Consider the following 11,953-nt stretch of genomic DNA (forward strand, 5'->3'; position numbering starts at 1 on the left):
AACAAGAAAATACGCTAAAATGAAGAAGCTAATTCTATCAATGGCCTTGATCGGTGCAACGACCCTGGCTTTTGGACAAAAAAAAGTGGTTCGTTCTGCAGGGAAGAACTTCAAATCGGGGGATTTGCCAGCGGCAATGGCTGATATTGAAGCTGCTAGTGCTGATCCAGATACTGGAAGTGATCCTGCTACTTATCTACTTAAGGCCCAAATCGAAACCAAGATGTTTGGTTCGGATTCCTCTAACACCGCTTCCACAGTGGAAACCGGGCAGGAGGCATATGCTACTTACATGAAAGCCTTTGAAATGGGAGGAAGTGATAAAGAAAGTGGGGTAGGAAAGGATATTTTTGCTGAGGATATGCCTGGTGTACCGGATAATCTCAGACCATATTCCATCTTTACCTTGAAAAATATCGCCTTCGATAAAGCACTGGAAAGATACAATGATGACGATCAGGAAATGGCTTATGAGTTCTTCGATCTGGCTGGTGAGATTGACAAATCTGATACTGTAGTGCATTACAACGCAGGTTATATAGCCAATGAGCTGGGCAAAACGGAAGAGGCTAAAAAGCACTTTGGCTACCTGCTGGATATCGAAGAATATAATAAGCTGACTATTTATTATTTGATGGTGCAGATATTAAGCGGTAATGATAAAAACCCGGAAGCAGCCTATGATATGATCATGGCGGGTAGAGAAGAGTATCCTGAAGACAAAATTCTTGCTGAGTATGAAATTCAATTGTTGCTACAGTTGAACAAGATGGATGAAGCTATGGCTTCAATTCAAGATGCATTGAAAAATGATCCTAACAACGCCGGTATTCTATTGAGATCCGGTTACCTGAAAGAGCAGTCAGGTGATGTAGAAGGAGCTTTGGAAGATTACAAAAAATCAGTGGAAGTAGATCCTGAGTTCTATGACGGAAACTATTATGCAGGAGCCCTTTTGTTGGAGAAATCAAGAGAAATAGTTGTTGAACTAGGCGGATTGTCGGATGAAGAGTGGGAAGCTAGATCTAAATCTATGACTGAGGAAGCAAATCAGTATTATAAAGAGGCTATTCCTTACTTTGAGAAAGCACTTGAAATTAAGCCTGATAATACTGAAGTGATGATAATCCTGTTCCAAATTCATACCCGGTTGAAAAACGAAGCTGAAGCGGAAAAATACAACAAGAAGTTGGTAGAATTGAAAGGAGCCAACTGGCAGGAAAACATGTAATGCAACATGATTGAAATAATCTCAAAAGCCTCTGAACAATCAGGGGCTTTTTTTATCTCTTGCCATAGCATATTGGAGTGCAGAGGATGAAAAAATATATAGTCTGTATTTTTAATCTTTTTATCTTTGTGCCCGGAACTAAGTATTATCAATGCGCTTGCAAAAAATATTCATTTTAGCTCTTATTTTTTCAGGGATACATTCTTTTCAAGCTGAGGCCCAGTCGAAGAAGTTTATCGAGCTCTCCTATGATAGAGGGCCAATAATCGGTAACAACAAAGACTGGGCAAGTGAGCTTATAAATAGGATCGATTACTCAGGAGTAGATCTTAGATTTGGGTGGAGAAGTAGCAAAAACACTTACTATAATTACATCAATCGCTTTCCAAGCTATGGATTGGGATTCACTTCAGCAGTAAATTATTACAAGGAAATCGGAAGGCCAATGGGGGTATATGCCTTTGGAGAATTCCCTTTCGGTAAGAATGATTTCAGCAGAAAACTGAATTTCAGTTATTTTGCCCAAGTAGGACTTGGATTCAATATGAATCCTTATGAACCGGAGACCAACCCCATTAACGGTTTTGTAGGAACTTCAATAAACGCGCATGTTCATTTTGGTTTAAAAGCCGCATACAAAGTTTCTGATAACTATGAAGTATTTACCTCTGTAGGTACCAAGCATTATTCTAATGGGTCTTATAAAAAGCCAAATGCGGGAATAAATTTTGTTCCCATAGCTTTGGGGCTGAAGGTGAACCTAGATAAAGCAGAATTCCATCCAGGTACGAAACCGGATTTCCCACCTTTGCAGAAAAGAGGTTTTTGGAATATTGCGGCCTACACAGGGTTGAAAAGTTATGAAATCGGTGAGAAATCTTATTTCAGAGGTGGGCTAGGTGTGAATTACCTATGGGAACTCTCTTACAAATATAGAGCAGGATTAGGCATTGACTGGTTTTACGGGGCAGGAGCTCGTGAGAGGTATCCTGAAGAAAATATTGTTTTCACTGATGTGAATTCCTTTGCGGTGGTTGGATCCTGGGAATGGAAACTCACAGAAAACCTATATATGCCCATTGCCTTGGGAGTATATATAAGTAAGGCACATTTCAATGAGGAGACGACGGGTTTCTACGAACGGATAGGCATACGCTATAGGATGGATAATAACGTATTTGCCGGGGTACAGATCAAAGCCCATAAAGCAAAAGCAGATTTTTTTGAGTTTACCTTAGGCTACACCTTGCCAGGAAGGGTCAGGAAAGTGGTCGCATATTAACCAGCTCTGTCTCCTTTAATCAAAAAACATTTTTATTTACAGGAAGCTTGTTCTAGCTTGTGATAATTAATAATGCCCATTATATGATCAAGCCTATTTTGCTCAGCTGCTTAGCTTTCTTTTACCTGATGCTAAACAGCCTTTGTGGTATTGCCCAATCCCTCCCTACATCAGTCCTGTACCATCAGCTACTTCAGCTAAAAGAAACAAAAAGAGTACTATATGTGGCTGCCCATCCTGATGACGAAAACACCCAGCTTATATCAGCCCTTAGCAACGGTGAACATGTGGAAGTAGCTTACCTCAGTCTGACAAGAGGTGACGGGGGACAGAATTTGCTGGGAAAAGAATTGGGGACAGAACTTGGCCAAATCAGAACCCAGGAACTGCTGCGTGCCAGAGAGATCGATGGGGGAAGGCAATATTTTACACGGGCTATAGATTTCGGTTATTCCAAACATCCAGATGAGACCCTACAGAACTGGGATAAGCAAAGCGTGCTTTCGGATGTGGTTTGGGTAATAAGAAACTTTCAGCCGGATATTATTATCACCCGGTTCAATACCGTGCCTGGGGGAGGGAACCATGGCCACCATACTACTTCCGCTATGTTGGCTGAAGAAGCATTTGATCTTGCCGCCGATCCCAAAGCTTTTCCTGATCAATTGCAATTTGTCTCGCCTTGGCAGACGAAACGGATCTTCTGGAACACTTATAATTTCGGAGGTGATTTCCAACCGGAAGACTCTGAGAAGTATGCCGTGATCCAAGTAGGTGAATACAATAGCCTGCTAGGCAAAACATATAGCCATATAGCTGCGAATAGCCGTACTATGCATAAGTCGCAGGGATTTGGTGCTACTCCAAGAATCGGTGCGGGAGTGGATTACTTACAGCTTATCAAAGGAGAAGCATTTGAAGTATCGGCATTTGAGGGTATTGCCAGTAGATGGAAAGAGATAGACAGTGGGGAAGAAATAGAAGCCATGTTTCAACAGCTCTTAGAAAAATTTGACTTTAAAAACCCTCTAATCAATCTTAAAGCCCTGATGGAAATCAGGGCAAGACTTGCGACAGTCAATTCAGAAATCCCATGGTTGACTGAAAAATCCAAGAAGCTTGATGAATTTATTATCAGGTTATTAGGTCTTAAAATGGAATTTGTAACGACAAAGGAACTTGGCTACACCGGAGAGAAAATCCAGGCGCAACTGGTAGTCAATAATCCTTCTAGGGTTTTGCTGACAGACGTATCATTAAGCTTATTTGATGAAGAATATGACAGCAAAAAAAAGGTTTCGGCAAACAATGAACCCATCTATGTACCCGTGGATTTTACTATTTCCGAATCTACTCCATTGTCACAACCCTATTGGTTGATAAACCCTATTGTTGGTGCCCTCTATGATGTGAAAGATCAGACAATGATCGGAAGACCTTTTAACGAGGTGAGTATAGCAGGGGATCTCACTTTCAGGATCAATGAACAGGAATTCCAGACAACCCTTCCATTGGAGTACAAGTACAATGATCAAGTGGACGGAGAGGTAAAGCAGCCTTTCACGATTGTTCCGGAAGTCGATCTGGAAGTGTCAGAGCACAATGTCTTTTTGCTACCAGGAGTAGATCCGGTGGTGTCCATTGCGGTCAATTTCAAAAGTGAAATAAAGGAAGGGGAACTTACTTTTAAAAATCTCAAGAAATCAGAATTTGAGATTTTGGGTGTGGAGGATGATCTCAGTCAGAATAAGAAAATTTATAGAATATCCTTTAAGCTGGACAAAAACGAACAGCGGGAAGCGGTGGCTCAGTTTACAACTTCTGAAGGGATTAGTTACGAACGAGTTACGCATAGGATTTCCTATAAGCATGTTCCCAATCTTACCTACTTTTCGCCGGCTTCTATTAATGTGATACAGGAGGAATGGGATGTATCGGGGGGTAAAATAGGTTATATCATGGGAGCTGGAGATGATGTGCCATCGGTACTCGCTTCACTGGGATATGAGGTTTCGGAAATCAACGATTTTTCCCTTGTAAACCTCTCACAATTTAAAAGTATTGTGTTGGGAGTCAGGGCATATAATACAAACAAGAAACTTGTTGCAAACCAACAAAATTTAATGACGTATGTAGAAAATGGTGGTAATCTGGTAGTTCAATATAATGTAGCTAACCCCTTGCTTATTAAGAATTTTGGCCCTTATCCATTTTCTATCAGTAGAGGCAGGGTGACCGTAGAAGATTCTCCCTTTGAGGCCGACTGGGATCATCCGGTATTAGCTGGTCCAAATAAAATCACAGAAAAGGATTTTGGAAACTGGGTTCAGGAAAGGGGACTCTATTTTGTGACAGATATCGCCCCGGGATATTCCAATCCCATCACTTTCCAGGATCCGGGAGAAAAACCTCAGCCTGGTTCATTGATCTATACCAAATATGGTAAGGGAACATACATTTACACCGGGATTTCGTTCTTTAGGGAATTGCCAGCAGGAGTTCCTGGAGCGATCAAATTATTCATCAACCTGATCGAGCAGTAATTTTGGAAGAAAAGCGAATACGTTGGGATTACTTGTATGCAGGTTTGATAGCCTCACTTTTTGTATTTATGGCCTTGTTTTATTGGCTTAAAGTTGCTTTCGAATGAGCGGATTGGACTGGGTTGTGCTTTTTGGGACTTTAGCGCTAATTGTTACTTATGGAGTTTACAAAACCTATGGGCCAAAGAGTTTAGATTCTTATCTACGCGGTAAAAACTCTGTGAACTGGTGGACTATAGGCTTGTCAATTATGGCAACCCAAGCGTCTGCGATCACTTTTTTGAGTACTCCTGGCCAAGCGTATGAGGATGGCATGAGATTTATCCAGTTTTATTTTGGCTTGCCATTTGCGATGATCGTGATTTCTGTGGTGTTTATACCGATCTACTATAGACTGAAGGTTTATACAGCCTATGAGTTTCTGGAAAGTAGATTTGATCTGAAAACAAGGACCCTTGCCGCGTTGCTTTTCATCATTCAGCGTGGCCTTGCTGCCGGGATCACCATCTACGCACCAGCGATTATCCTTTCCACACTACTGGGCTGGAATCTCACCTTTACCAATATCCTGATAGGATCACTCGTGATTCTCTATACAGTGTCCGGAGGCACGGAAGCCGTGTCTATTACACAAAAACAACAGATGGCCGTAATGATGGGAGGCATGATCCTAGCAGGTGTAATAGTAGTCCAACTGCTTCCCATAACTTTTCAGGAAGCCCTACATGTGGCAGGCAAGATGGACAAGTTGAACATGATAAACTTTGAATTCGATATTTCGGATCGATACAATGTCTGGTCGGGGATGACCGCAGCCGTGTTTTTGTTTCTCTCATATTTTGGTACAGATCAAAGCCAGGTACAACGCTATCTATCAGGGCAGACCCTTTCCCAAAGCCGTATGGGTTTGATTATGAATGGCTTTCTGAAAATCCCGATGCAGTTCATTATTTTGTTTATCGGCGTGATGGTTTTTGTTTTTTACCAGTTTTTTCTTCCTCCTGTTGTTTTCAATAAGGTTCAAACGGATAAACTTCGTGCAAGTGAATATGCAGGGGAGTTTGAAGAGCTGGAGCAGCGATATGAGGAGAATTTTGAAAAAAGCAAAGTTTCCTATCTGGAAATGCTTGAAGCAATCCAGCTACAGGATGAGGGTAGAGAAGCGGATATCCGAGAGAAGATAGTGGGACTGAAATCCGAACAGAATTCCATCCGTGAGGAGGTTAAAGATCTAATTGTGACAAACGATCCTGTTGCAGAAACACGGGACACTGATTATGTTTTTATGCGTTTTGTGATGGATCATTTGCCTAAAGGAGTCATAGGTTTGCTTTTTGCGGTAATTTTCTCGGCGGCGATGTCTTCCACAGCTTCAGAATTGAATGCCCTCGGGTCTACCAGTACAGTAGATTTATACAAAAGGTCAATCAATAAAAATGCTAGCGATAAACATTACCTGCGCTCATCTAAGTTATTTACTGCTTTTTGGGGATTAGGTGCAATACTCTTTGCTACGTACGCTTCTTTGTTTGAAAATCTTATCCAGGCAGTGAATTTATTGGGCTCACTTTTTTACGGTACTATTTTAGGCATCTTCTTGGTCGCTTTCTTTATGAAATGGGTGAAAGGACAAGCGGTTTTTATCAGCGCATTGCTGTCCCAGGCTCTTGTTTTATTTGTCCATTTCCAGAATGGTGATGTAATGGAAGGCAATCTCTGGGACATAGGATACCTCTGGTACAATCCGATAGGGTGTCTATCGGTTATGTTGTTAGCAGCCCTTATTCAGCTGGTAATTCCGCCGAAAAACCCTAAATCAAGCTGATTTCTTCTATTAAGAAAAATATAAGCACCGATATTCCCGCTTAAAATTATAGAATTCCTGGCAGAGTCGCTGCCTAGTCAGGATTTACACTAATGTCTGAGTCAGCAGAAATAAAGAGAAGCTTTCCTGCGAGGAAAGCTTCTCTTTGAATTAGGCTAGCCGTCTCATGTGAATGGACAAACCTGGACAAAATATTATTTTAAAGTTTTGATGAGGCGCTCGTTCAGTGCCACATAGTCCTGGTTTCCAGCTTCCTGGGCGAGTTTTTTTGCTTCCTGCGCTGTATGCGCCGCACTGGTTTTTTCACCTAGTGAAGCTTCGATTTTCGCTTTCAGGTGCATAGTCCAGTATTTAGGATCATCTTTCACCGACTCACTTATCCATTTGTAGGCTTGCGTCATGTCTTTTTTGTTGGTGTAGTAATAGCTAGCTGCGGAATATAGCAGACTTGGGTCGGTCGTATTACTGTCTATTACATATTTTCTGATCTGCTCCATTACCAGCGGGTCAACTTGGGTCTCGATTCTAAAATCAACTTTTGTGTTTTCCCACCTTAAGGAAAGGTCAGAGCCTGTATCCGTCATGTTGGTAAAACTGATTTCAAATGTTTCTGCCTTTTTTTTCAATTTTTCAGGCTTGGTGCTGAACCTAAGCATATCATCTCCTGGGTCATAGCCTATAGCTCCCCATAATTCTATATTCTTGGAAAGAATCATTGTCCACTCAGATTTATCTGGAATAGCATATAGTGCATATTTACCAGCGGGGATAGTTTTGCCTCCAATGATCACATCTGTGGAAAAAGAAAGCACCGTAGCCCCATTTGCACCGGTTCTCCAGATCTGCCCGTAAGGTACCAGCTCCCCGAAAATTTTTCGCCCCTTGATACTTGGTCTGCTATAATCCACCGTCACGTCCGTGAGCCCGACCTTTTGTGCTATTTTGGCGGATGGTGAGGCTTGAGGCATCTGGATTTGCTGTGCAAAGGAAATGATACTGCATAGCAAAAAAGTCAAAGTAAATGCGATTTTTTGTTTCATTGAATTGGGATTAATAACTTGGTTTAAGTTTCTTAAGCGTAAAATTTAAGGATAGGGTTTAACATACTGCAATTTCAGTTTTTTCATAGAAAAAAGACTACTGTAAAATCAATTTTGTTTAGAGCTCCTAGCCTTTTCTGTTGTTTATCACCTTCAACCAATAACCTTCGTATAAGATACCATGAGCCTAGCAATTATAAGCCCCGGCAAAAAACCGGATATTTGGATTAAAGAATTTAGAGCCCTGGCACCTGATCTGGCTATAGAAGTATATCCGGAAATCAAGGAGCCTGAAAAAGTAGAATATGTTTTTCTCTGGCAGCATCCTGAAGGCATCCTGTCCGATTTCCCTAATCTAAAACTGATCAGCTCTATGGGGGCAGGCGTGGATCATATTCTACGGGATAAGTCAATTCCAGAATCTATACCAATAGTGCGGATAGTGGATGAAAAACTCACCTTTTCCATGACCAATTATGTGGTGATGGGAGTGCTCAATTTCCATAGACAGACTTTGCGCTATCAGGTTAATCAATCCCAAAAAATCTGGGATATGAGCAACCCTGAACTGGAGGCGGCCATAGGGGTGATGGGAGTAGGTGCCTTGGGTAAGGACGTGATGGATAAACTGGACTACATGGGGTTTCCGGTAGTTGGATTTGGATCCACCGCGAAAGCGGATTTTGAATACCCCTATTATGTTGGGAACAAGCTGGAAGAGTTTTTACAAAAGGTAAATGTTATAGTCTGCCTGCTTCCACTTACTCCCGATACCGAGAATATCCTGAGTTTATCGTTATTTGAAAAGTGCAAGCCCAACACCTACCTCATCAACGTGGCTAGAGGAAAGCATCTGGTAGAGGAGGATTTGATCATAGCCTTAGAAAGAGGATACCTTTCTGGAGCTATGTTGGATGTATATAGAGAAGAGCCCTTACCAGAGGAGCATCCGTTTTGGGACAATCCGAAAATAACCATGACTCCTCACATTGCAAGCGTGACCAACCCTCAGGCTGCGGCACCGCAGGTGATAGAAAACATCAAGCGGATAAGGGAGCATAGAGAATTGATAAATGTAGTTGATCGAAAACGCGGATATTAGAAGTTTTATGGAAAAGACATTTAAAATTTTGTGCCCTACCGATTTTTCAGAATGCTCTCTCAATGCCATAGAATATGCCACCAAATTGGGTGAAAAATACCAGGCTGATTTGGTGCTTTTTCATGTACTGAATAGGGAGGATTATGAGAAATTGTCTCCTCAGGATATTTCCGGCAAGCATCAGATGGATTTTGTAATGGAAAAATTGAAAAACCTACAAGAGGCAGTGCTTGGGGAAGGAATTAATAACGGCCTTAAAACTTGTTCTACTGTGGTGAAGGAGGGGAGTATTGTGAAGCAGACCTTGGATTTCGCTGCTGAAATGGATGCGGATTTGATAGTAGTAGGTACAGAGGGCGTGAATGATTTCAGGGAAAACATGATTGGGTCCCGGGCAAGTAGAATAGTGGAAAAATCGGATAGGGATATTCTGGTGGTTCCCAGAAAAGTATATTTCAGAGCTCCCCGTAAGCTTGTGTATGCCAGTGATTACCTGGAGGAGGATAAAGTGGCTATCCAGAAGATCGTGGAAGTGGCTAGGTTCTTTGATTCTGAGATTGACCTGGTTCATGTCAGCTCCACGCACAAAGCACTTGATAAATCCCTTCACATGACAATGATAGATGAAATCAAGCCGTTTGTGAAGTATGATAAAGTCAATTATGTCTTGAAATCCTATAAGGATGAGGTGGCGTTGGGGTTGGAAAACTACCTGCAGACTGCCAAGGGTGATATATTGGTTACATTGAGCAAAAAAAAGAGCTTTTTTGATCAGATATTTTCAAAAAACCTCTCAAAAAAAATGACTTACTTTATCAATAAACCACTTTGGGTGATTAAATCTTTTTGAAGTTCTTACTCACTTTTTTTCCAGCCAAAAACCCCCTTTAAATACTCGGTGAATTCTTTTCTGGTTTGTGCATTATTGAAAACAGAACCCAAGGTATTTAAGAAGTGGTTGAAAGTCATTTCTTTCTTTTGAACTGGGGCAATAGGCTTTTCACTTGGTTTCGAGCCTACTTTTGGAAGTTCCGAGCTTCCCTCATTTGTTTTTAGACCTGGAGTAGGAGTCTCTGTTGGTTTGTACCCCACCAAGTCATCCGCCCTTCCAAAACTTCTCTTAGATCTGTCCCTATAACCAAGTTTTTCCTCAACCAACCCCTTATTATTATGGGATACAGCATCCTCAGGATCCAGTTCTATTGCTTTTTCATAATCTGCAATAGCACCTTCCAAATTGCCGATCCTGTCTTTCAGATATGCCCGGCTACTGTAGCGGTAGGGATTTTTGGGATCTAGATTCGCAGCCCGGTCGAGCTCGGATAGAGCCTCCTCATTTCTCTTGAGCAGATGCAAAACCACTGCCCGGTCAGAAATATAATCGGTATTGTAGGGTTCCAGAGATGTGATCAGGTCAAATTCCACTAAAGCTTCTTCGGTACGTCCTAGGCGGGAAAGCACACGTCCTCGGCTGAGATGGATCTGAGGTTGGTTTGGGCTGGTTTTTACCAATTCATCAAAGATTACCAAAGCCTCTTTGAATTTCCCTGATTTATATAATTCTATTCCTTTTTCTAAACTCATAATTCTGTTTTTTTAACCACAGAGGGCTCGGAGTGATACGCGGAGGGCGCAAATTTTATATGTTCTTAATCAATCTTTTGGATGCCTGCCGAAGTCTGGTACGAAAACTTAATATTCCCTGATCATTAGTGCCTAATTTTTCGAAACTCACCACTTTTCAACCTTCCAACTTTCCAACACACAACCTACCTACCCTACAAATACAAAGTTAATCCCAGAATAGTTTACCAAAGAATCTTTCCTGGGTTTTTGCCTGCTAATGGATCGGCATGTTATCTTTAAGCTCCCAAGAATAGACTGAGTGATGCCTCAAAATCCACAAACGGTACTTAAAGACCTGAAAGCGAAGAAATTTGCACCCATTTACTTTTTGGATGGGGAGGAACCCTACTTTATAGACCAGATTACCGACTATATAGAGAAAAATGCTATTGCCGAGCATGAGCGGGGGTTCAACCAGCTAGTGCTTTACGGAAAGGATGCTAATGTGGGGTTGATCCTGAATAATGCAAGGAAGTTCCCTATGATGGCGGATCGCCAAGTGGTCATTGTGAAAGAAGCCCAGAGCTTGCCTGATCTGACCAAGGAGGATTCCCAGAAGTTGCTGGTCAGTTATGTACAAAACCCTTTGCCAAGTACAATTCTGGTCTTTGCCCACAAGTATAAAAAACTGGATGGGAGAAGTGCGCTCTATAAAGAACTGGATAAAAAGGCAGTCTATGTACGCTCAGAAAAAGTCAAGGATTACAAATTGACAGATTGGATAGAGGGATTTATCAAGGAAACAGAACATTCCATAGATAATCGCGCTGCCCAACTTTTGGCAGATTCCATTGGCAATAACCTGGAAGTGCTTTCCAATGAAATTGGCAAAATGCTGATCAATTTCCGTGAGCCGACGAAAATCACCACTGAGCATATCTCCAAATATGTGGGGATCAATAAGGACTATAACAATTTTGAGTTTTTAAAAGCCATAGGTTTCAAGGATGTGGTGAAGGCAAACCAGATCATCCATTACTTTATCCAAAACCCCAAGGCCAATCCGGTGATCCCTATGTTTTCCCTGATGTTCAATTATTTCACCAGAATTGCGCTTATCCATCAGGCTAAGAAATCAGGAGCGGGCGAGCAGCAACTTGCCAGCCTTTTAGGGCTGCCACCTTTTGTGGTCAAAGAATATTTAGTAGCGTCCAGAAACTACAATTTGGGCAAGGTAATTGATGTGTTCGCATACATCAAAGAGGCTGATCTTCGTTTCAAAGGAGTTGACTCCGGAAGTATGAGCGAAGCTGAAAACCTCCGCGAACTTGTTTACAAGATTTTGCACTGATTACCTGAGCCAC

General features: G+C 41.7%; 9 protein-coding genes. 7 read left to right on the forward strand and 2 right to left on the reverse strand.

Going from position 1 to position 11,953, the window contains the following annotated elements; genetic code table 11:
• Positions 1-19 precede the first annotated feature (19 nt).
• The 4 genes from LZF95_RS07710 (at position 20) to LZF95_RS07725 (ending at position 6,881) form a co-directional block, all read left to right on the forward strand.
• Positions 20-1,231, forward strand: coding sequence for a lipopolysaccharide assembly protein LapB (locus LZF95_RS07710; RefSeq protein WP_233754403.1), 1,212 nt, complete (start codon positions 20-22; stop codon positions 1,229-1,231).
• Positions 1,232-1,382: 151 nt separating this feature from the next.
• A complete protein-coding gene (locus tag LZF95_RS07715; protein ID WP_233754404.1) occupies positions 1,383-2,513 on the forward strand; it encodes an acyloxyacyl hydrolase in 1,131 nt (376 codons plus the stop codon).
• Positions 2,514-2,596: 83 nt separating this feature from the next.
• Positions 2,597-5,056, forward strand: coding sequence for a PIG-L family deacetylase (locus LZF95_RS07720; protein WP_233754405.1), 2,460 nt, complete (start codon positions 2,597-2,599; stop codon positions 5,054-5,056).
• 103 nt (positions 5,057-5,159) lie between these two features.
• Entirely contained in the window at positions 5,160-6,881 is a 1,722-nt protein-coding gene (locus LZF95_RS07725; RefSeq protein WP_233754406.1) for a sodium:solute symporter, read from the forward strand.
• A gap of 194 nt (positions 6,882-7,075) precedes the next feature.
• Here LZF95_RS07725 and LZF95_RS07730 read toward each other — a convergent pair whose 3' ends face one another.
• Positions 7,076-7,921 (reverse strand): DUF2911 domain-containing protein, encoded by an 846-nt coding sequence (locus LZF95_RS07730; protein WP_233754407.1) that lies wholly within the window; start codon positions 7,919-7,921, stop codon positions 7,076-7,078.
• Between the two features lie 181 nt (positions 7,922-8,102).
• On the opposite strand from LZF95_RS07730, the gene LZF95_RS07735 reads away from it, so the two are divergent.
• Together LZF95_RS07735 and LZF95_RS07740 are read left to right on the forward strand one after the other, a co-directional pair.
• A complete protein-coding gene (locus LZF95_RS07735; RefSeq protein ID WP_233754408.1) occupies positions 8,103-9,023 on the forward strand; it encodes a glyoxylate/hydroxypyruvate reductase A in 921 nt (306 codons plus the stop codon).
• 7 nt (positions 9,024-9,030) lie between these two features.
• On the forward strand, positions 9,031-9,873 hold the full coding sequence (locus tag LZF95_RS07740; protein WP_233754409.1) for a universal stress protein: 843 nt from the start codon (positions 9,031-9,033) through the stop codon (positions 9,871-9,873).
• A 5-nt stretch (positions 9,874-9,878) separates the two neighbouring features.
• On the opposite strand, the gene LZF95_RS07745 is transcribed toward LZF95_RS07740, so the two are convergent.
• Positions 9,879-10,607: a tetratricopeptide repeat protein gene (locus LZF95_RS07745; protein ID WP_245405099.1), complete on the reverse strand. Its 729-nt coding sequence runs from the start codon at positions 10,605-10,607 to the stop codon at positions 9,879-9,881.
• Between the two features lie 304 nt (positions 10,608-10,911).
• Here LZF95_RS07745 and holA point away from each other — a divergent pair, with 304 nt between their 5' ends.
• Complete coding sequence (gene holA / locus LZF95_RS07750) at positions 10,912-11,940, forward strand: DNA polymerase III subunit delta (RefSeq protein WP_233754509.1); 1,029 nt, start codon at positions 10,912-10,914, stop codon at positions 11,938-11,940.
• Positions 11,941-11,953 lie beyond the last annotated feature (13 nt).

The sequence above is a fragment of the Algoriphagus sp. AGSA1 genome, assembly GCF_021390545.1.
Taxonomy (GTDB): domain Bacteria; phylum Bacteroidota; class Bacteroidia; order Cytophagales; family Cyclobacteriaceae; genus Algoriphagus.

Excerpts from the sequence above, each read along its gene's own strand:
- LZF95_RS07730 (WP_233754407.1), bottom strand. The coding sequence starts at position 7,921 with ATGAAACAAAAAATCGCATTTACTTTGACTTTTTTGCTATGCAGTATC.
- LZF95_RS07720 (WP_233754405.1), top strand. The coding sequence starts at position 2,597 with ATGATCAAGCCTATTTTGCTCAGCTGCTTAGCTTTCTTTTACCTGATG.
- LZF95_RS07725 (WP_233754406.1), top strand. The coding sequence starts at position 5,160 with ATGAGCGGATTGGACTGGGTTGTGCTTTTTGGGACTTTAGCGCTAATT.
- LZF95_RS07745 (WP_245405099.1), bottom strand. The coding sequence starts at position 10,607 with ATGAGTTTAGAAAAAGGAATAGAATTATATAAATCAGGGAAATTCAAA.
- LZF95_RS07735 (WP_233754408.1), top strand. The coding sequence starts at position 8,103 with ATGAGCCTAGCAATTATAAGCCCCGGCAAAAAACCGGATATTTGGATT.
- holA (WP_233754509.1), top strand. The coding sequence starts at position 10,912 with ATGCCTCAAAATCCACAAACGGTACTTAAAGACCTGAAAGCGAAGAAA.
- LZF95_RS07715 (WP_233754404.1), top strand. The coding sequence starts at position 1,383 with ATGCGCTTGCAAAAAATATTCATTTTAGCTCTTATTTTTTCAGGGATA.
- LZF95_RS07740 (WP_233754409.1), top strand. The coding sequence starts at position 9,031 with ATGGAAAAGACATTTAAAATTTTGTGCCCTACCGATTTTTCAGAATGC.
- LZF95_RS07710 (WP_233754403.1), top strand. The coding sequence starts at position 20 with ATGAAGAAGCTAATTCTATCAATGGCCTTGATCGGTGCAACGACCCTG.